The organism is Tropicimonas sp. TH_r6, assembly GCF_033101155.1.
Taxonomy (GTDB): Bacteria; Pseudomonadota; Alphaproteobacteria; order Rhodobacterales; family Rhodobacteraceae; genus Tropicimonas.
In genome coordinates, this window is sequence record NZ_JAWMPX010000003.1 from 288,029 (window position 1) to 308,676 (window position 20,648).

Here is a 20,648-nt window from a genome sequence, read left to right on the forward strand (position 1 = left end):
CTACAACCCGGGCGAGCCAGGGCGATGGTTACGCCGCCTGCATGACCTGAGGGGAATGCGATCGCTGAGGCCGACGGATGATTGGCACGACCTTCGTCAGGTGACATTGCGGCGGCGTCGAAGGATCGCGCGGCCCGCCAAAGCGCCCCTTTCATTCCGTCCGACTCGATGGCGGGCAGGGTGCTCCCCGGACTCGGCTCGGACGCTATCGCGCCTCCCCTCTCCGGGCGTGGCGCGCCTTCGGCGCGTGGGTCAGTGGAAAAGTCTGCGCCGTCGCCACTCTGCGGCGCAGCATTTGAATTGCTGCAAATGCAAATGATATGAAGGACTTACATCAATGAAAACTCTTGCTTTGCCATGATGTCACTCTAAGCTTCGGCCTGCGAACAGGATGGGGGAGCGCGCTCAGGCCATGGATATGACCGGAGAACACAGGATTGCCGCCAGCCGGGAGGTTGTCTGGGCGGCACTCAACGATCCGGAGGTGCTACGTGCGTGCATTCCGGGCTGCGAGACGCTCGAACAGACCGCCGACACCACGATGCAAGCCGAGGTCGTCCAGAAGATCGGACCCGTCAAGGCACGCTTCAAGGGCGAGGTCGAGCTGGTCAATGTCGTGCCGCCCGAGAGCTACACGATCCAGGGCGAGGGCAAGGGCGGCGTGGCCGGCTTTGCCAGGGGCGCGGCAGATGTCGCGTTGTCGGAGGAGGACGGCGAGACGCTGCTCTCCTACTCGGTCCATGCGCAGGTTGGCGGCAAGCTGGCGCAACTTGGCAGCCGCCTGATCAATTCGACCTCGAAGAAACTCGCGAACAAGTTTTTTGACAATTTCAGCGCCCATCTGAACGGCCCGGAGGAGATGGCCGAAGAGACCTGAAAGGGCGCAACCAGAACAAGCGACGGGCGCAAAGCCCGAGAGCCAGGGGAGGACATGAATGGCCAATGTTGAAATGAAGGTGAATGGCAGGGCGGTGCGCCGCGACGTGCCGGACGCCACGCTTCTGTCGGAATTCCTGCGCGAGGAGCTTCGGCTCACGGGCACGCATGTCGGCTGTGATACCAGCCAGTGCGGCGCCTGCGTGGTGCATATCGATGGCAAGGCAGTCAAGAGCTGCACGGCACTGGCCGCTTCCTGCGCCGGCAGCGAGGTGACCACGGTCGAGGGGCTGGCCAATGGCGAACTGCACCCGATGCAAGCCGCCTTCAAGGACAATCACGGGCTGCAATGCGGCTTCTGCACCCCCGGCATGATCATGTCCGGCATCGACATGGTGACCCGCTACAAGGCAGCTGGACGCGAGCTGACAGAAGAGGCGATCCGCCACGAGCTGGAAGGCAATATCTGCCGCTGCACCGGCTACCACAATATCGTGAAATCCATCCAGGACGCCGCCACCAAGATGTGAGCGACATCGCCTCCGGGGACGCGCCCCGTCGAGGCAACTGGAAGAAAGGGAGACCTACATGAGCGACGGAATCGGCGCGCGCGTGAAGCGCAAGGAAGACAAGCGATTCATCACCGGAAAGGGCAAGTATACCGACGACCTCCGGGTCGAGAACCAGGCCTATGCGGCCTTCGTCCGTAGCCCGCATGCACATGCAAAGCTTCTCGGGCTCGACGCCAGTGCAGCCAAGGCCATGGAGGGCGTGATTGCGGTGCTGGACGGCGAGGAACTGAATGCGGACGGCATCGGCAACATCATCACCGGCTGGGCGATCACCTCCAAGGACGGCGAGCCGATGAAATGCGGCGCATGGTCGGCCCTCGCGGTCGGCAAGGTGCGCTATGTCGGCGATGCAATCGCCATCGTGGTTGCCGAAACCCAGGCCCAGGCGCGGGTTGCGGCCGAAGCCGTCGTGGTCGAGTACGAAGAACTGCCCGCCTCTGTCTCGACCGATGGCACGCTTTCCGCCGGTGCGCCGCAAGTGCATGACAACGTTCCAGGCAACCTGATCTATGATTGGGAGATCGGTGATGAAGCCAAGACGGATGCCGCCTTCGCAAACGCGGCACATGTTACCGAGCTGGACCTGATCAACAACCGCCTGTCGCCCAACGCGATGGAGCCGCGCTCCGCAATTTCAGTCTATGACGAGGCGGAGGAGCATTACACGCTCTACACCACCAGCCAGAACCCACACGTCGCGCGGCTGCTGCTCTCGGCCTTTTACAATGTCGCACCCGAGCACAAGCTGCGGGTTATCGCGCCGGATGTCGGCGGTGGCTTCGGCTCCAAGATCTACGTCTATCCCGAGGAGTTGAGCTGCCTCTGGGCCGCGATGAAGACCGGTCGGTCCATCAAATGGACGTCGGATCGTTCGGAGGCCTTCCTCACAGACGCGCATGGCCGCGACAACGTCACCAACATCAAGATGGCGTTCGACGACGGCAATCGCATCACCGGGCTCAAGATCCACAATACCGCCAACCTGGGCGCCTATGTCTCGCTCTTCGCGACGGTGACGCCAACCTACCTGCACGGGACCAATTACTCCGGCGTCTATGACATCCCGGCGATCTACGGCAACGTGAAGGCGGTGCACACCAACACGACGCCCGTTGATGCCTATCGTGGTGCCGGTCGCCCCGAAGCAACCTACATGCTGGAGCGCGTGGTCGAGACCGCCGCGCGCGAACTTGGCGTCGATCCCGGCGAATTGCGCCGCATCAACTATATCAAGGACTTCCCCTATCAGACGCAGGTGATCCTCAACTACGACACCGGCGATTACGTGGCGACGCTCGACATGGCCCGTACGGCTGCCGACGTCGCGGGCTTCCCGGCACGTAAGGCCGAAGCGGCGGCACGCGGCAAGCTCCGCGGTCTCGGCTATGCCTCTTTCGTGGAAGCCAGCGGCATCGCGCCCTCCGCAGCGGTTGGATCGCTCGGCGCCGGTGTGGGGCTCTGGGAATCCGCCGAGGTCCGGGTCAACCCGGTCGGCACGATCGAAATCCTGACCGGCAGCCACAGCCACGGCCAGAGCCACGAAACCACCTTTGCCCAGCTTGCATCCGACCGTTTTGGCATCCCGATCGACAACGTCCAGATCGTGCATGGCGACACCGACAAGGTGCAGTTCGGCATGGGCACCTACGGTTCGCGTTCCGGTCCGGTGGGCATGTCGGCGGTCATGCGAGCACTCGACAAGGTCGAGGCAAAGGTTCGCAAGATCGCCGCGCACACGCTGGAAGCCAGCGAGGATGACCTCGTGATCGAAAACGGCGAGGTCAAGGTCGCGGGCACGGACAAGTCGATGGCATGGCACGAGGTCGGACTCGCCGCCTATACCGGGCACAACCTGCCGCCCGAGATGGAACCCGGCCTCAAGGAAGGCGCTTTCTTCGACCCGGTCAACTTCGCCTTCCCGGCCGGCACGTTCATCTGCGAAGTCGAGGTCGACCCGGAGACAGGCACGACAGAGATCGTCCAGTTCGTCGCCGCGGACGATTTCGGCACGATCATCAACCCGATGGTCGTCGAGGGGCAGGTCCATGGCGGTGTCGTTCAGGGGATCGGCCAGGCCATGCTCGAGGGCGTGGTGTATGACGCGGATGGCCAGCTCCTGACCGGCTCCTACATGGACTACGCGATGCCGCGGGCCAAGGACGTGCCGAGCTTCGTGGTCGAACATGGCTGCACACCGACCCCCAACAATCCGCTGGGTATCAAGGGATGCGGCGAGGCAGGCGCGATCGGCTCACCGCCGGCCGTGATCAATGCCATCACCGATGCCATTGGCAACAACGCCTTGGAGATGCCCGCGACACCCTTGGCTGTCTGGCGCGCGATCCAGGCTGCCAAAGCCGACGTTGCGGCGGAATAAGGGAGAAGACGCAAATGTATCCGACAAAATATCACAAGCCCGACTCCCTTGAAGCCGCGCTGGCGCTGCTCTCTTCCTCGGAAGAGGCCAAGGTGCTGGCGGGGGGCCACACGCTGCTGCCGACGATGAAGAACCATCTCGCCGCACCGTCTGACGTGGTCGATATCCGGGGAATCGCCAATCTCCACGGCATCTGCGAGGACGGCGACAGCATCGTTATCGGCGCCACCACAACCCACGCGGAGGTCGCTGGTTCTGAACTGGTGCTCGCCGCCTGCCCGGCACTGGCCTGTCTCGCGGCGGGGATCGGCGATCCGGCGGTGCGCCATGCCGGCACAATCGGTGGGAGTCTCGCCAATAACGACCCGGCAGCCGACTACCCCGCTGCCGCGCTCGGCCTCGGCGCCACCATCGTCACCACGCAGCGCGAGCTCGCGGCGGCGGATTTTTTCGACGGTATGTTCGCCACCGTGCTGGAGGAGGACGAGATTGTCACGGCGATCCGTTTCCCGAAAGCCGAGGCGGCGGCCTATGCGAAATTCCCCAACCCGGCCTCGCGCTACGCAATGGTCGGTGTCTTCGTGGCGAAACGCTCCGACGGCGTGCGTGTCGCGATCACCGGCGCGGGGGAGGACGGCGTGTTCCGCCATGACGGGCTCGAAGCGGCGCTTTCGGCGAATTTCGCGCCCGAGGCGGTCACTGGGGTCGCGATCTCGCCAGACGGGTTGCTGTCGGACCTGCATGGCGACGGAGAATACCGGGCCAACCTGATCTCGGTGATGGCGAAGCGGGCGGTCCAGGCGGTGGCCTGACCTTCCAGAATCGGCCCGCACCACCTTGGCAAAACAAAAAAAGGCCGCCCCGAGGGGCGGCCTTGACCGTTTTCTCGAGCGTTGATTACTCGATGATCTTGGAGACGACGCCGGCGCCGACGGTGCGGCCGCCTTCACGGATGGCGAAGCGCAGCTTCTCTTCCATCGCGATCGGGCAGATCAGCTCAACCTCGAACTTCAGGTTGTCGCCCGGCATCACCATCTCGGTGCCCTCCGGCAGCGTCACCATCCCGGTCACATCCGTCGTGCGGAAGTAGAACTGCGGACGGTAGTTGGCGAAGAACGGCGTGTGACGGCCACCCTCTTCCTTGGTCAGGATGTAGGCCTCGGCTTCGAACTTCGTGTGCGGGGTCACGGAGCCGGGCTTGCAGAGAACCTGGCCACGCTCGACGCCTTCACGGTCGACACCGCGCAGCAGCGCGCCGATGTTGTCGCCGGCTTCACCACGATCCAGCAGCTTGCGGAACATTTCCACGCCCGTGCAGGTCGTCTTGGAGGTGTCGCGGATGCCGACGATTTCGATCTCGTCGCCAACATTGATCACGCCACGCTCGACACGACCGGTCACAACCGTGCCGCGACCGGAGATCGAGAACACGTCCTCGATCGGCATCAGGAACGGCTGATCAACCGGACGATCCGGGGTCGGGATGTACTCGTCGACAGCGGCCATCAGCTTCTTGATCGATTCTTCGCCGATCTCCGGATCACGGCCCTCCATCGCCGCCAGAGCGGAGCCGGCAATGATCGGAATGTCATCGCCCGGGAATTCGTAGTCCGAGAGCAGCTCGCGGATTTCCATTTCGACAAGCTCGAGCAGTTCCTCGTCGTCGACCTGGTCAACCTTGTTCATGTAGACGACCAGCGCCGGAACGCCGACCTGGCGGGCCAGCAGGATGTGCTCGCGGGTCTGGGGCATCGGGCCATCGGCGGCCGAGCAGACCAGGATCGCGCCGTCCATCTGGGCAGCACCGGTGATCATGTTCTTGACGTAGTCGGCGTGGCCGGGGCAGTCGACATGGGCGTAGTGACGCGCGTCGGTCTCGTACTCGACATGGGCGGTCGAGATCGTGATGCCTCGGGCCTTCTCTTCGGGCGCGCCGTCGATCTGGTCATACGCCTTGAAATCACCGAAATACTTGGTGATTGCCGCCGTCAACGTCGTCTTGCCGTGGTCAACGTGACCAATCGTGCCGACGTTTACATGCGGCTTGTTACGCTCAAACTTTTCCTTTGCCATGTCTCGTGGCGCCTCGTCTTTGGGGGGCAACCTGCGGCCCGTTTACACCGCGCGCGATTTATGGCGTCTGGCGCGAAAAATCAAGCGAATTCGCTTGTTTCCGCGCCTGCGCGACCCGTTTCTCTACTCGGTCGTGGCCTCGCTTCCGGGACGCTTGGCAAACCACTCTTCGTTCTCGCGCATCCACTTCTCGACCTGGAGCGCAACGTTGGCGGCGAGGTTCGCAACCTGCTCATCCTTGTTCTTGGTGATGCCGGAGCCAATGAAGAGATCGGGGCTGGCGGATTCGAAGACCGTGAACTGGCGCGGTTCCTGGTTGATCTTGCCACCCTTGGCATTGTCCCAGACGGTCGCTTCGACCACCACGACCGATTTCGGCGCGAGCACCAGCGGCACACCGGGCACGGCGACCGAATAGCCAAGGACCGCAATACCGAGATGGTACAACTGGCTGCCGTCATAACGGCCGAGGCGCGCGTCGATCGCCTCTTTCATAGCCTCTTCCCAGACATCGGCCGGCACGTCGCGGGAGGGCTGCACTTTCTGCACCTCGTCGGCGACGACGATGTTGTGTACGAGCTTGAACTCGCCCAACGGCTCGACGGATTGTTGCGAGACGGGCGTCTGGCTGCTGCATGCGGCGAGGGCGGCAAGGCTGGCCAGTGCGAAGAGGCGTCGGGACTGTCTGAAGGTCGGGCGGATCATCGTGCAGCTCGTCATTGTTTGGAACGGTTCCCCCGGCTTAACCGAGCCTTGCAGTCGGCGCAATTGCGGGGCGGCGTCCAAGATGCCTTTCCCTTGCCTGTTCACGAAGATATGTCTGCAACGCAACATGGAGTTCGTGACGATGACCACGCCCGAAGGAACCGAATTCGTGGGCCGGCTGCGGCTCGGCGTCAATATCGACCACGTGGCGACCGTGCGCAATGCGCGCGGCGGCGACGTGCCAGACCCGTTGCGCGCCGCGCGCATTGCCGAGGCGGCGGGCTGCGACGGCATAACCGCGCACCTGCGCGAGGACCGGCGCCATATCGGCGACGCCGATATCGAGGCGCTGTCGGAACAGCTCACCGTGCCGCTCAATTTCGAGATGGCGGCGACCGACGAAATGCAGGCCATTGCGCTGCATCACAAACCGCATGCGGTTTGCATCGTGCCCGAAAAACGCGAGGAACGGACCACCGAGGGTGGGCTCGAGGTCGCGCAGGACGAGAACAGGCTGGCCCATTTCATCGCCCCCCTGCGCGATGCCGGCATTCGGGTCTCCATCTTCATCGCCGCCGACCCGCGTCAGATCGAGGCCGCGCATCGGATCGGCGCGGCCGTGGTCGAACTGCATACCGGGGCCTATTGCGACGCCCATGCCGAGGGCCGTTTTGACGAACGGGACGCCGAGTTGGACCGGCTGCGCGAGATGTCGAGCTTCGCCCATTCGCTTGGCCTGGAGGTGCATGCCGGTCACGGGTTGACCTATGACACGGTGCAGCCTGTCGCGGCGTTCCCGGAAATGGTCGAACTGAATATCGGGCATTTCCTCGTCGGCGAGGCGATCTTCGTCGGGCTGGACGCGTCGATTCGCCGGATGCGGGAGCTTATGGACGAGGCACGGGCATGATCCGCCATTGCGTCATGTTGCGGCTCCCGGACGGATTCGACCGGACCGCGCTTGATGCGATCGTGCTGGGGCTCGCCGAATTGGTCGACGACCTGCCGGGCGCAGATGGGTTCAAGTGTGGGCCGAACAGGGATTTCGAGAGCAAGACAGCCGATTTCCCCTTCGGCTTCACGATCGACTTCGACAGCCCGGACGCGCTGTCGCACTATGCCGGCCATCCCGATCATGTCGCCCTGGGCGCACGGCTCGTGGCCATGTGTGAGGACGGAGCCGAGGGAATCGCGGTTTTCGACCTCGAGGTCGCTGGAGACGCCGAATGATCCTCGGGATCGGAACCGACCTGGCGAATATCGAGCGCATTGCCGGCACGCTGGAGCGTTTCGGCGACCGTTTCCGCAACCGCGTCTTCACCGAGACCGAGCAGCGCAAGGCCGAACGCCGGCGCGACACGGTCGGCACCTACGCCAAGCGGTGGGCGGCCAAGGAAGCCTGCTCCAAGGCGCTCGGCACCGGACTACGCATGGGGATCGCCTGGAAGGACATGGCGGTCTCTAACCTCGAGACAGGCCAGCCCGTGATGCATGTCACCGGCTGGGCCGCGCAAAGGCTCGCGGAGATGACCCCGCCGGGCCATGAGGCGATCATCCACGTCACCCTGACGGACGATCACCCCTGGGCGCAGGCCTTCGTCGTCATCGAGGCCCGCCCGGTCGCTACCCCGCCAGACCCCGGCGGCGCTTGACACCCCGGCCAGCGCCGATCATGTAGCCGCCAGACAAGAGACAGAGGATGAGCATGGAAGACGCCAAGGACGGGATCGTCGAGACGATCAAGACAATTGTCTATGCCCTGCTGATCGCCGGGGTGTTTCGCACTCTCTTCTTCCAGCCCTTCTGGATTCCCTCGGGGTCGATGAAGGACACATTGCTGATCGGCGATTTCCTCTTCGTCAACAAGATGGCCTATGGCTATTCGCGCTATTCCTGCCCGTTCTCGATCTGCCCCATCGAGGGCCGCATCCTCGCCTCCGAACCGGAGCGCGGCGATGTCGTCGTTTTCCGCCATCCCGTCAACGGCGCCGATTTCATCAAGCGCCTGATCGGCCTTCCCGGCGACCGGATCCAGATGAAAAACGGCATCCTGCACATCAACGGCACGCCGCTGAAGACCGAACCGGACGGGCTCTTCACCGAGCCGATGGCACCGCAGGGTCCGCAACAGCTTATGCCGCGCTGCGCCAATGGCCCGGTCGGAGAAGGCGGCACCTGCGAGAAAGAGAAGTTTATCGAGACGCTGCCCGAAGGCCGCTCCCATTCGATCCTGAATGTCGGCAACGGGCCGACCGACAACACGCCGCTCTTCTCCGTCCCCGAAGGCCATTACTTCTTCATGGGCGACAACCGTGACAACTCCACCGACAGCCGGGTCAACCAGCTTGCCCGCGGCGTCGGCATGGTCCCCGCCGAAAACCTGATCGGCCGCGCGGACCGGATCGTGTTCTCTTCGGCAGGCAAGTCGCTCTTCTATATCTGGACCTGGCGCCCGGACCGCTTGTTCAAGGGAATCGAGTGAAGCTATCCGCCGAAGCCCGCGCCCTGCAGGACCGCCTGGGCCATGTGTTCCGCAAGCCGGAACTGCTTGCGCGCGCGCTGACCCATCCGTCGATCGCTTCCGAGACCCGTCCGTCCAACCAGCGGCTGGAATTTCTCGGCGACAGGGTGTTGAACCTCGTGATAGCCGAGGCGCTTTTCCTACATGACCGCCTGGCCGATGAAGGCCAGCTCGCGCCGCGCTACAATGTGCTGGTGCGCAAGGAGACCTGCGCCGATGTCGCCCGCCAGATCGACCTCGGCGCGGCGCTGAAGCTCGGGCGCTCGGAGATGATGTCCGGCGGACGGCGCAAGAACGCACTGTTGGGTGACGCGATGGAGGCGGTGCTGGCGGCGATCTATCTCGATGGCGGGCTGGAGGCAGCAAAACCGATCCTGCTGCGCCTCTGGGGGGACCGGATCGAAGCCGCCGAAGCCCTGGCCCGCGATTCGAAGACAGCGCTGCAGGAATGGGCGCAGGCCCGCGGCATGAAACCGCCAAGCTATGTCCAGACCGGCCGCTCAGGGCCGGATCACGCGCCAAATTTCACCATCGCGGTCAAACTGGAAGATGGGCGCAGCGAAACCGCAACGGCCGGCTCCAAACGACAAGCCGAACAGCTGGCGGCCACAGCTCTGCTGGCACGGCTTGAAAGCGGCGAAAGCTGAGGTCTCACGACTCCGGCACGGCTGCTGCTTGTCTGTTTTCCCCCGACACCAACACTGTCCCCGTTCATTTGAGGGGACCGAAAGGCACGCAAGGCCGAACCATCTAGGGTCCGCCTATTGAAACGGCCCCATCCGGGAATAGCGCCGCTCCGGACGACCGACCGAGCCATAGACGAGATCGGGACGAACAAAGCGCACCGAGACGAGGTATTCGAGATACCGCCGCGCGGTCGAACGGCTGACGCCGATCCGAGCCCCAACCTCCTCGGCGCTGAAGCTGGGTGCCGTCCCGTCCTCGACAAAGACGGCGCGCACAGTTTCCAGCGTCAGCATGTCGACCCCCTTGGGCAGGCGACGGCTGGCGTGATCCGGGCCGGTCTCGGCGGAGACGGGCGGATGCAGGATCCCGTCCACCTCGTCCTGTTCGAGCGTGGACCGGTCCTCGACCCGCGCCCGATAGCGCCGGTAATTGGCGAGGCAATCGGCAAAACGACCGGAGGTGAGCGGCTTGATGATGAAGTCGAAGACACCGTTGCGCATCGCCGTCTTGAGCGCCTTCACCTCGCGGGCGGCGGTGATCAGGATCACATCCGTCTCCAACCCCTGGGCGCGGATCTCCTTCAGCAGGCCGAAGCTCTCCCCCTCGGGGAAGTAGAGATCGAGCAGCACGAGATCCGGTTCGAGCAGGGTGATCATCTCGCTGGCATCCGCCAGCGTGCTGGCGATGCCGACGACGGCAAACCCGTCCACGCGCTCGGTGAAACGGCGGTGCAGCTCGCCTATCTTTTCGTCATCCTCGACAATCAGCACCGAGATATCGCTCATTCCGCAGCTTCCTTCGCAGGCTCGACCGGTAGCTCCTTCGGGAGTGCCACCGTGAAGAGCGCGCCGCCGGCCTCTCCACTGCCGACGGTCACATAGCCTCCCAGCTTTTCGACGGCACGGCGCACCAGATAGAGCCCCAGCCCGCGTCGGTCTCCCCCTTTTGAGGACACACCCCGCTCGAAGATCGCCTCGGAGCGTTCCGGCGCGATGCCCGGTCCGTGGTCCTCGACTTCGAAGAGCACCTCGTCGCCGAGATCCGTGAAGGAGAGCAGCACCTCGCGCTGCCCCTCGGGCATGTCGAGCATCGCTTCGAAGGCATTTTCGAGCAGGTTGCCGAGCACCGTGACGAGTTGTTCCTGGTCGATCCGCTCGGGCAGGTCGATCATCTGGCTGTCCGGCGCGATCTCCAGTGTCACCTTGAGCTCGCGCGCCCGCGCGTATTTGCCGAGGATAATACCGGCCACGACCGGGTGCGGCACCGCGCGGTGCAGGAAATCGACCATCGCCTGATAGCCAGAGGTCTCGTCGCAGACGAAATCCTGTGCTTCCTGGTAGGCGCCGATTTCCAGAAGGCCGGCGATCGTGTGCAGCTTGTTGGAATGCTCGTGGCTCTGCGCCCGCAGGAATTCGCCATATTCCCGGACCCGGGCCAGCTCCTGCGCGATGCGCTGCATCTCGTCCTTCGGCCGGAAGGTCGCCACAGCACCGAGCAACCGGTCCTTGGTTCGGATCGCCGTGGCATTGACGACCATGTCCCGCCCGCCAATCGTGCGTTCCTCGTATTCGAGGGGCTGGCCGGTTGCGAGTACCTCGTCGAGGCCGAGATCCGGGAAGGCGCCCTTTGCGGGTGTGCCGACGATCTCGCCGGGTTTCTCCGCGCCGGCTGCGGTCAGCGCGGCGCGATTGGCCACCCGCACGATCCCGGCATCATCTGTCGAGACGACCCCGGCCCGGATCGCTTCGAGAATGGCCTCGCGCTGCAGGAAGAGCTGGGTGATCTCTTCCGGTTCCAACCCGAGCGTCCGCTTCTTGAAATGGCGCGCGACATAGATCGCCCAGAACACGCCGAGCCCCATCAGGACCGAGAGATAGAGCAGGGGGCGCTGCAGGTAGCGCTGCAACAGCCCCTGCACGTCTTCCTTGAGATAGCCAACGCTGACGAAGCCGATCACATTGCGAAAACCGAAGCGGATCGGCGCCATGCCGCGAATGGCCGGTCCGAGCGTGCCCGTGGCTTCGGAGACATAGGCGCGCCCCTCCTTCAGGACCGCCCCGGTATCGCCGCCGACAAAACTCTTGCCGATGCGCTCGGGCACGGGATGCGAATAGCGGATGCCGTCACTGTCGCCGACAACGATATACTCCGCACCGGTCTTCTTGCGCAGTTCCTCGGCAAGCTCCTGAATGGCGCCGCTCTGGTCCTTCCGGGCAAGGCGAGCGCGGATCTCTGGCATCTCGGCCACGGCAAGCGCGGTTTGCAGGGCCCGTTCGCCGATCTGCTCGCGCACGATGCCGGAGACGGCGTCCGAGATCACGGCCCAGGTCAGGGCGAATTGCAGCAACACGATCGCCGCGATCATGACGACGAGATGGCCCTGGAGCGTCAGCCCCCGCGGTCGGGCGACGGCGAGTGATCCCCGCATGGAACTCTCCTCCTTCTTGGCCGAAAGCACCGTCGAAGACGGGGCGGAACTGGCGCCGCCTCCCGTGTCGGACAGCCCTGTCCCGGTGTTTCCAGCGGTGCTACGCCATGTGACCGCCCCTGAACATGTGCCTTGCCGTCGCGTTAGCTGCGGGTGCGCGGACAGACCGTGCCGCGCACCCGCCGTCCTGAAACGAAAACGCCCCCGACCGGACACTCCGGATCGAGGGCGGATCAGGCGGGCAAGAGATCCGGACGCGCGGGGGGAGCGCCCCGCCAATCGTTCCAAGGCGACGGCGGCGGAGGCCGGCGCGCGGTCCCGCCTCCAAGCCACTCCGGCGCCTCGCTTACCAGGCGTTGTAGGCCAGGTATTTGCCGGACATCTCGACCTTGACGCGGTCTCCCTTGGGGTTCTCGACACGGGTGACGCTCATGTCGAAATCGATGGCCGACATGATCCCGTCGCCAAATTTTTCGTGGATCAGCGCCTTCAGCGTCGGGCCGTAGACGCCGACGATCTCGTAGAAGCGATAGATGCAGGGATCGGTCGGGACGGTTTGTTCCCAGACTTTTGTCGGGCTCTCCTGCAGAAGCGCGCTTGCCTCGGGCGGCAGGGCGAGGGCTGTGACCAGTGCATCGGCCTTCTCTGCCGGCATGGCGTTCATCCCCATCGCCGCCGAATGGGTCCAGACCGGCGACATGCCGATGGTTTCGGCGATGCCCTCCCAGCTCAACCCGGCTTTCTTCTTGGCCGAGAGGATCATCGCGGTGACATCCTCACGGTCCATCTCCGCTATCATCATGTCCATGTCGTTTCCTTTCCTGTTGGGTCTGTTGTCTATCGAGTGAGAAGGAGCGCAAGGCAGGCCGCGGCCAGCAGCCCCGAGACCCCTTGCCAGAAGCGCACCGGGTGGCGTTCGGCCAGTGGCCGCTGGCGCGGGGCAGAGCCGCCGGGCGCGCGCAGGGCGGCTTCGAGTTCCGACAACGCGTCGAAGCGGCGGGTCGGGTCCGGATGAGTCGCGCGGCGCAGGGCATCGTCGACCCAGACGGGGATGTTGTTGAGCCCGTCGCAGGCCGAGCGGTATTTCAGCCGCGCCACGTCGCGCCGGTTGCGCACCCGCCCGACCTCGGCGCCATAGGGCAGCCGTCCGGTCAACATCTCGTAGGCAATCACGCCGAGCGAAAACTGGTCGGAGCGCGGGCCGACCGGATCTCCGGAGAAGTATTCCGGCGCAGCGTATTGCAGCGTCCCGAGGATCTCCTCGCCGGTCTCGCGCAGCGCCTCCTGTACACCGGCAACACGCGTTGCGCCGAAATCGATGATCTTCACCGTTCCATCATTGTCGATCATCACATTCTCGGGGCGCAGATCCTGATGCAGCATCTGCTTGCGGTGGAAGGCGCGCAGGCCACGGATCACCTGGCCGATGATATCGCGACTCTCGGCCAGGGTCGGCGCGTCGCGGTCATGCATCCACTGGCGCAGCGTCTGGCCGTCGACGAACTCGTTGAGCACATAAAGGCCGGAACGGGTCTCGGGCGCTTCCGCCGCTTTCAGCACATGCGGCGAGTCCAGCCGCCGGGCGATCCATTCCTCCATGAGGAAACGGCGCAGCCAGGCAGGGTCTTCCTTCGCATCTGTGGCCGGGATCTTGAGCGTGACCCGTCTCCCGTTCGGGGCCGCCGCGAGGAAGATGTGGCTGCGATGATTGGCATGGATCTGGCGCAGGATGCGGAACCCGTCGATCCGGTCGCCAATACGCGGCAGGGGTGGCACCGGCAGGGCGGTGCTTTCGGCGAGAATGTCCGAGGCGTCCGCATTCGGAAGGCTCTCCACGCGAACGATCTGCACGGAGAGGTTGTCGTCGCTGCCAGCGTCCAGCGCCTCCTGCACGATGGTTTCGGCAGCCGCGTCGAGCGTTTCCGCCGAACGAATGGCCGCGACCACGCCGCGCGGCTGCCAGTGCTCATGCACCCCGTCCGTGGTCAGCAGGAACACGTCGCCGGGCACAAGGCCGAGGCGGGCATAGTCGATCTCGACGGCAGGCTCCACGCCCATGGCGCGGCCCAGATAGGTCTCGACGGAGGACAGGGTAACGCGATGATCCTCGGTCAGCGGCTCCAGCGCGCCACCGGAAACACGCCAGATCCGGCTGTCTCCGACATGCAGCAGATGCGCGTTTCGTCCCTTCAGGATCAGCGCGGAGAGGGTGCAGACATGGCCGCGATCTATATCGCCGATCCGGGCGGCCCGGTTCAGCCCGTGCAGCCAGGAATTGGTGGCGGCGATGACGCGTGAGGCGGCGATTTTCACCGTCCAGGCGTCGGAGGTGCAGTAATAGTCGGTCAGCAGGCTCTTCACCGCGATCTCGGCCGCCTCGCGGCTGACCGGGCTGGTGGAGATGCCGTCGGCGATGGCGAGCGTAACGCCCTTGAGCAGAAGCGCGTTGCCCTCGGGCACGCGCGCGTCGCTGAAATCCTGGTTGGTTTCCTTGCGACCGGCGGTGGAATACTGGCCGATTGAAACCGTCAGGTTCGTGATGGTGGCGCTGTCCCTGGGCACATCGGATCTCCAGAAGCATGGAAACCCCGCGCAAGGGCGGGGTTTCCGGCGTTTGAGGGGATTACTCGGCGGGCATGCCCACGGAGTCGTCGCTCTCGACCTTGCGCGGCGGCGAGGTCTTGTAATGCGTCGAGTAGATCATCGCGCCGACAAAGGTCAGACCGCCCACGAGGTTGCCGATCACGGTCGGGATCTCGTTCCAGAACAGGTAGTCCATCACGGTGAACTCGCCGCCGAGCAGCAGGCCCGAGGGGAAGAGGAACATGTTCACGATGGAATGCTCGAAGCCGAGATAGAAAAAGATCAGGATCGGCATCCACATGGCCATGATCTTGCCGGAGACGGAGGTCGACATCATAGCCGCGACAACGCCGGTGGAGACCATCCAGTTGCACATCACGGCGCGGATGAAGAGCGTGAGCATGCCCGAGGCGCCGGCCTCGGCATAGCCGACGGTTCGGGCCTCGCCGATCACGCCGATCTTCTGGCCGACCGCGTTGGGCTCATGGCTGAATCCGGTGGTGAAGATGATCGCCATGAAGATCGCGACGGTAAAGGCGCCGCCGAAATTCCCGACAAAGACAAGGCCCCAGTTGCGCAGCATCGCCTTGAGATCGATGCCCGGGCGCTTGTCCCAATAGGCGAGCGGAACGAGGGTAAACACACCGGTCAGCAGGTCGAACCCCAGCAGGTAGAGCGTGCAGAACCCGACCGGGAAGAGCAGCGCGCCGATCAGGAAGTTGCCGGTATTCACCGCGACGGTGACGGCAAAGGCGGCGGCAAGCGCCAGGATCGCGCCGGCCATGTAGGACCGGATCAGGGTATCCTTGGTCGACATGAGGGCTTTCTGTTCGCCGGCATCGACCATCTTGGTCGCGAATTCGGCAGGGGAGACGTAGGCCATTGCACTATCCTATGTTTTTTCAGCACCGCCCGATGCGGGCCACAGCCCGCCCGTTCAGCACGGGTTTTTGGGGTGTCGAGAGCGTTGATGGGTTGCAGGGAGCGACCGGCATGAGGCCGCGCGATATCGGTGCCGCGCGCGGGTTTGCGCGACAGTGAAACCTCTGGAACATTGCTACTTGCGTATGGCGGGTTTTCGTCTGGGCAGGAGCCGTCCGAAGCACATACGCGTCGTCGCAGCCTCTTCGCTGCATGCCCGTGCGGGCAATTCGGGAAACGGGCCGCGTGTGGCCCTTCCTGGCGAATTGTCGTCCGGACGCCATTGCCCGGATCACGCCCCAAGTAGGAGCGGCCCTCGCTATCCTGTCAATGCTGCAGTGCCGCACAGATCGAGTTGGCGAAAGTAATGGCGCAGTTTCCAAGCGCTTGCTGATTTTGGCAGCAACCTTTGGCTCGAAACCGGCCAAAATCCGGGAATTATGCCCAAAAGTATAAATTTCATACCGATTTTAGGCCGATTCGCGGCTGATTCGACCGTGAGAATCCGGCGCTCCTTCGGAATGGCTGGGCAGAAACCAGGAATTTGCCCAAAAATGCGACCAGTCCCCGCTGTCTTCTTTCTGCAAGTGCGAAATACCCTGTGTCAGGCTTGACCGGTGGCCAGCCGAGCCGCTAGCCCGAAGAAGACAGGTCCGGCCACGCGCCGGATCACGCGCCATCCGGGCAACGAGGTCCGGAAGAGCCATAGGGCTGAAACGGCGTGATCTTCTCGGGCAACGATGCCCCTCCCCACCAGATTCCGGCCCGCCGCCTTCTTCGCGGACGAGCCGCCACCGGCGCACCGCGCCGATCGTCAATCCCTCGGCGCTGCGCAAACCCGCGCCCGAGGCCCGAATGGAGAGGTCGCCCGATGTCTCAGCCCCAGCCCGGCTTCAGCGCCGAACAGCAAGACTATCTCGTCAACGTGCTCACCCGTCTCAACCTTCACCGCGCCTTCCAGGGCAGAGATGGGAGCGACGCTGCGCCGGAAACCGTCCATGGCACACCGCTGGAAGATCTGTGCAAGGAAGAGCTCGCCAAGCACGAGTTGCACCCGCTCGACATGTGGCGCCAGCTCGAGCAATGGGAGGCGGAGGGACATCTCGCTGCCGGGCTCGACCAGTTCCTGTTGCGGCATCTCGGCTTTTTCAATGTCGAGCCGAACAGCCCGGGCTACATGATGCGCCTGCGCATGCCCGCCAATATCCTGCGCGGCGAGCAGATGAGGGTGCTCGGCGATATCGCCGAACACTATGCCGGCGGCTATTCCCATGTCACCACTCGCGGCAGCCTGCAGCTGCGAGAGATCCAGCCCGGCAGCGTGATCCCGATCATCGAGGCGCTTCAGGAGGTGGGGCTGACCGCGCAGGGAACGGGCGCCGATTCCGCGCGCAACCTGACCGCCTCGCCCACCGCCGGTTTCGATCCGGTCGAGCTGATCGATCTCAAGGGCTATGCGAAACGGCTCTCGACACGCATCCTGCACACCCGCGAACTTCAGGGCATCCCGCGCAAGTTCAACGTCTCCTTCGACAATGCCGGCTCGATCTCCTGTGTCTCCGACACCAATGATATCGGCTTCCTCGCCATCGATGTGCAGGAGAACGACGCGGGCGTCCCGCCCGGCATCTGGTGCCGCATCCATCTTGGCGGCATCACCGGGCACAAGGACTTCGCCCGCGATACCGGGTTGGTCTGCCGTCCTGAAGAGACGGTCGATGTGGCCGAGGCGATACTGCGGGTCTTCGTCGAACATGGGAACCGGACAAATCGCGGCAATGCGCGGCTGAAATACCTGCTCGACGGCAAGGGGTTCGACTGGTTCTGCGCCCGGACGCAGGAGAAGCTGGACAGTTTCGGCACCGGCGTGACGCTCACCCCGCTGTCGCCCGTTCATGACGCGCCGCGCCCGGCGATCAACCGACAGGGCCATATCGGCGTGCATCCGCAAAAGCAGGCGGGGCTAAACTATGTCGGCGTCGCGCTGGAGCTTGGTCGGATGTCGCCCGAACAGATGCGCGGTTTGGGCCGGATCGCGCAACGTCTTGGCACCAACGACATCCGGCTGACCGTCTGGCAGAACCCGCTGATCGCCGGCGTGGCCGATGCGGATGTCGAAACTGTCTGCGCAGAGATCGAGGCGCTCGGGCTCACCACCCGCGCCAACGCCTTCGCCGCCGGTGCCGTCGCCTGCACCGGCAAATGGGGCTGCAAGCTCGCGGCCGCCTATACCAAGCAGGACGCGACCGCTTTGGTGCGGCACCTGGAGAGCCGCTTCACGCTGGATCAACCGATCAACATACATTTCACAGGCTGCGCCAATTCCTGCGCTCAGCATTATATCGGCGATATCGGCCTGGCTGGTGCTGCCGCACCCGATGGCGGCGAGGGGTATATGATCGTGGTCGGAGGCGGCTCGGATGGCGATCAAGGGCTGGCGCGGCCGTTATGTGGGCCGGTGGCCGCCGACGCGGTGCCGGAGTTGCTGGAGCATGTGATGGCCGAGTATCTGCGCCTGCGTGCGCCCGGCCAGAGCTTTCTCGACTTCACCCGCAGCCTCGATGATGACGCGTTGCGCGCCCTGCTGCCACCTGCCGCGGCCGCCGCCGCTGCCTGACCCAGACCTCCGGAGACGCCCGATCATGACCGCCCAGGACCCCAATATTCTTCAAAATCTTGCGCTGGCCATCGGCCAGACCCAGAGCCCGGCATCGCCCGAGTTCATCCCCGAGGATGCGCCCTTCGACCCTGCCCAGCGACACTGGCTCAACGGGTTGCTGACCGGATTGCATGCCATCGCCGCCTCGGCAACGACGGGCGGCGACGCGGAATCGGGGACCGCACTGTGCGTGCTCTACGGTTCGCAATCGGGCAATTGCGAGTCGCTTTCCAAGGACTTGCGCAAATTCGCTAGAACACAGGGCTTCGAAGCCAGCGTCGCCGCGCTTGATGATATCGAGCTGTCGGACCTCGCGTCCGTCAGTCACCTGCTCATCCTCGCCGCGACTTTCGGTGAGGGCGAGCCAACGGACAACTCGGCGAGGTTCCATTCCGCGTTGATGGCCGAGGGCGCCCCTGCCCTGCCCACGAGCCTGAATTTCAGCGTTTGCGGGCTGGGCGACAGCTCCTATGCGGAATTCAACAAGGCCGCGCGCGATATCGATTCCCGTCTGGAAGAGCTGGGCGCAACCCGTGCCGCCCCGCTCACCGCCTGCGATCTCGATTTCGAGGAGGACTATGCCAACTGGAAAGCCGCCGCCTTCGAGAGCGACGCGTTCCGGTCGGCTGCTGGCTCGGCCGCCGCGCCCGAACCGGTCGAGATTGGCCCCGCCTTCGACAAGAACACGCCTTTCATGGCCTCGCTCATGGTTTCGCAACGCCTGAGCGGGGCCGGATCTGCCAAATGCGTCAATCATGTCGAGCTGTCGCTGGCCGGTGGAGGCGAGGATCTAAACTATTCGGTGGGCGATGCACTCGGCGTCTGGCCTGTGAACGATCCCGCCGAGGTCGCCGAAATCCTCGCAGTCTCTGGCCTCTCGGGTCGCGAGACGGTTCAGCTCAAATCCGGCCCGGCACAGCTGCGCCCGGCGCTGCTGACCCGGCTCGACCTGACCACGGTCACGCCCAAGACTGTGGAACGCTGGGGCCTTGCGGAAAATTCCTGCGACGCTCAGGTCATCGACCTTCTGCGCCGGGGCAATTTGCTGCTCGATGCCCAGGGGCTCGCAGACGGGCTGCGCCCGTTGCAGCCCCGGCTCTACTCGATCTCTTCGAGTCCGGCCGCGCATCCCGGCGAAGTCCACCTGACGGTGGGAGAAGTGCGCTACGAAAAGAACGACACGCCCCGGCAAGGCGTGGCCTCCACCTATCTCGGCGAGCGGCTTGCCCAGGGTGGCATGGTCGGCGTCTATGTCCAGCGCTCGGCGCATTTCCACCTGCCCGACGACGACACCCGGCCACTTATCATGATCGGTCCCGGCACCGGCATCGCCCCGTTCCGCGCCTTCCTCGAAGACCGCGCCGCGCGTGGCTCGACAGGGAAAAACTGGTTGTTCTTCGGCGACCAGCACGAAGCCTGCGATTACCTCTACCGGGACCAGATCGAAGACTGGAGGGACAGCGGGGTTTTGACCCGCACGAGCCTCGCATGGTCCCGGGACGGGACCGACAAGGTCTATGTCCAGACCCTTCTGGAACGGGACGGCGCAGACATCTATCGTTGGCTGGAAGATGGCGCCGCGATCTATATCTGCGGCGATGCAGCCCGCATGGCCGCAGATGTGGAGCAAGCGCTTCTGCGTGTGATTGCGGAACATGGCGGCTTGTCGCCCTCCGAAGCGGCGGCCTATCTTGAGCGCCTTTCGGGAGATCACAGATACCAAAGGGATGTCTACTGACGCTGGACCACTTCCACCCGAGCACCGAGACATTGCCCGATGTCGAAACAGACCCGTCCAATGTCCGGCAGGCATTGTGAAGAGACGCGCCGCGGTGGACGCACTGCTGGACCTTTCCGGCGCAGCGAAAGATCCATTGCAACACCCAGGCGCAGTCTCAACCGGCAGACTATGCATCGACAGGATCATCGAGATGCAGGAATATCCGATGAAGGCGGATCTATCGCGAATCTCTGGCTTCAGGATCGGCGGCTTCCGCAGACACGCCTAGTGAACTTCGGTTCGAGAAAACGGCGCGGGTCGGGGAGACGACTTCTTCGGATAGACGGCCTCGCCCCCCGGTTGTCGCACCTCAGTGGCCAGTGCCCCGAAACATCACGATGACGGTCCCGAATATCAGCTTCAGATCGGCCTCGAAGCACAGGCCACGGACATAAAGGTCGTCATATTCCGCACGCTCGGCAAAGGTGCTCTCGTTGCGCGCGCTCACCTGCCAGGGGCCGGTCAG

The 20,648-nt window shown here is 64.1% G+C and carries 19 protein-coding genes; 11 read left to right on the forward strand and 8 right to left on the reverse strand.

The window, feature by feature from the left end:
• The first annotated feature begins 412 nt into the window (after positions 1–412).
• Genes R3X27_RS05400 through R3X27_RS05415 form a run of 4 tightly spaced genes read left to right on the forward strand, consistent with a single transcriptional unit; the run spans position 413 to position 4,637 of the window.
• A complete protein-coding gene (locus R3X27_RS05400) occupies positions 413–877 on the forward strand; it encodes a carbon monoxide dehydrogenase subunit G (RefSeq protein WP_317707805.1) in 465 nt (154 codons plus the stop codon).
• 58 nt (positions 878–935) lie between these two features.
• Complete coding sequence (locus tag R3X27_RS05405; protein ID WP_317707806.1) at positions 936–1,406, forward strand: (2Fe-2S)-binding protein; 471 nt, start codon at positions 936–938, stop codon at positions 1,404–1,406.
• Positions 1,407–1,464: 58 nt separating this feature from the next.
• Positions 1,465–3,825, forward strand: a complete 2,361-nt coding sequence (locus R3X27_RS05410; RefSeq protein ID WP_317707807.1) for a xanthine dehydrogenase family protein molybdopterin-binding subunit — start codon at positions 1,465–1,467, stop codon at positions 3,823–3,825.
• Positions 3,826–3,839: 14 nt separating this feature from the next.
• Complete coding sequence (locus tag R3X27_RS05415) at positions 3,840–4,637, forward strand: FAD binding domain-containing protein (RefSeq protein ID WP_317707808.1); 798 nt, start codon at positions 3,840–3,842, stop codon at positions 4,635–4,637.
• Positions 4,638–4,722: 85 nt separating this feature from the next.
• On the opposite strand, the gene tuf is transcribed toward R3X27_RS05415, so the two are convergent.
• On the reverse strand, positions 4,723–5,898 hold the full coding sequence (tuf, locus tag R3X27_RS05420) for an elongation factor Tu (protein ID WP_317707809.1): 1,176 nt from the start codon (positions 5,896–5,898) through the stop codon (positions 4,723–4,725).
• A 123-nt stretch (positions 5,899–6,021) separates the two neighbouring features.
• Positions 6,022–6,603: a hypothetical protein gene (locus R3X27_RS05425; RefSeq protein ID WP_317707810.1), complete on the reverse strand. Its 582-nt coding sequence runs from the start codon at positions 6,601–6,603 to the stop codon at positions 6,022–6,024.
• Positions 6,604–6,745: 142 nt separating this feature from the next.
• Here R3X27_RS05425 and R3X27_RS05430 point away from each other — a divergent pair, with 142 nt between their 5' ends.
• From R3X27_RS05430 to rnc, 5 genes are read left to right on the forward strand one after another with little or no spacing between them, the layout of a single operon-like run.
• Entirely contained in the window at positions 6,746–7,513 is a 768-nt protein-coding gene (locus R3X27_RS05430) for a pyridoxine 5'-phosphate synthase (RefSeq protein WP_317707811.1), read from the forward strand.
• A complete protein-coding gene (locus R3X27_RS05435) occupies positions 7,510–7,833 on the forward strand; it encodes a Dabb family protein (protein WP_317707812.1) in 324 nt (107 codons plus the stop codon). Before R3X27_RS05430 ends, R3X27_RS05435 begins: the two co-directional genes overlap by 4 nt.
• Complete coding sequence (gene acpS / locus R3X27_RS05440) at positions 7,830–8,255, forward strand: holo-ACP synthase (protein WP_317707813.1); 426 nt, start codon at positions 7,830–7,832, stop codon at positions 8,253–8,255. Before R3X27_RS05435 ends, acpS begins: the two co-directional genes overlap by 4 nt.
• Positions 8,256–8,302: 47 nt before the next feature.
• A complete protein-coding gene (gene lepB, locus R3X27_RS05445; protein WP_317707814.1) occupies positions 8,303–9,085 on the forward strand; it encodes a signal peptidase I in 783 nt (260 codons plus the stop codon).
• Positions 9,082–9,771 carry a ribonuclease III gene (rnc, locus tag R3X27_RS05450; RefSeq protein ID WP_317707815.1) on the forward strand — a complete coding sequence of 230 codons (690 nt, stop codon included), beginning with the start codon at positions 9,082–9,084 and terminating at the stop codon, positions 9,769–9,771. Before lepB ends, rnc begins: the two co-directional genes overlap by 4 nt.
• Positions 9,772–9,885: 114 nt before the next feature.
• Here the strand turns inward: rnc and R3X27_RS05455 are convergent, their stop codons facing one another.
• The 5 genes from R3X27_RS05455 to R3X27_RS05475 form a co-directional block, all read right to left on the reverse strand.
• A complete protein-coding gene (locus tag R3X27_RS05455; protein WP_317707816.1) occupies positions 9,886–10,596 on the reverse strand; it encodes a response regulator in 711 nt (236 codons plus the stop codon).
• A complete protein-coding gene (locus R3X27_RS05460; RefSeq protein WP_317707817.1) occupies positions 10,593–12,239 on the reverse strand; it encodes a sensor histidine kinase in 1,647 nt (548 codons plus the stop codon). Before R3X27_RS05460 ends, R3X27_RS05455 begins: the two co-directional genes overlap by 4 nt.
• Positions 12,240–12,585: 346 nt before the next feature.
• Positions 12,586–13,047 carry a cyanase gene (gene cynS / locus R3X27_RS05465; protein ID WP_317707818.1) on the reverse strand — a complete coding sequence of 154 codons (462 nt, stop codon included), beginning with the start codon at positions 13,045–13,047 and terminating at the stop codon, positions 12,586–12,588.
• 29 nt (positions 13,048–13,076) lie between these two features.
• Positions 13,077–14,801, reverse strand: coding sequence for a bifunctional protein-serine/threonine kinase/phosphatase (locus R3X27_RS05470; protein ID WP_317707819.1), 1,725 nt, complete (start codon positions 14,799–14,801; stop codon positions 13,077–13,079).
• Positions 14,802–14,862: 61 nt separating this feature from the next.
• On the reverse strand, positions 14,863–15,705 hold the full coding sequence (locus R3X27_RS05475) for a formate/nitrite transporter family protein (RefSeq protein ID WP_317707820.1): 843 nt from the start codon (positions 15,703–15,705) through the stop codon (positions 14,863–14,865).
• A gap of 909 nt (positions 15,706–16,614) precedes the next feature.
• Here R3X27_RS05475 and R3X27_RS05480 point away from each other — a divergent pair.
• Together R3X27_RS05480 and R3X27_RS05485 are read left to right on the forward strand one after the other, a co-directional pair.
• Positions 16,615–18,360 carry a NirA family protein gene (locus R3X27_RS05480; protein ID WP_317707821.1) on the forward strand — a complete coding sequence of 582 codons (1,746 nt, stop codon included), beginning with the start codon at positions 16,615–16,617 and terminating at the stop codon, positions 18,358–18,360.
• 25 nt (positions 18,361–18,385) lie between these two features.
• A complete protein-coding gene (locus R3X27_RS05485; RefSeq protein ID WP_317707822.1) occupies positions 18,386–20,140 on the forward strand; it encodes a sulfite reductase flavoprotein subunit alpha in 1,755 nt (584 codons plus the stop codon).
• A 352-nt stretch (positions 20,141–20,492) separates the two neighbouring features.
• Here the strand turns inward: R3X27_RS05485 and R3X27_RS25635 are convergent, their stop codons facing one another.
• On the reverse strand, positions 20,493–20,648 hold the full coding sequence (locus tag R3X27_RS25635; protein WP_411572464.1) for a sugar transferase: 156 nt from the start codon (positions 20,646–20,648) through the stop codon (positions 20,493–20,495).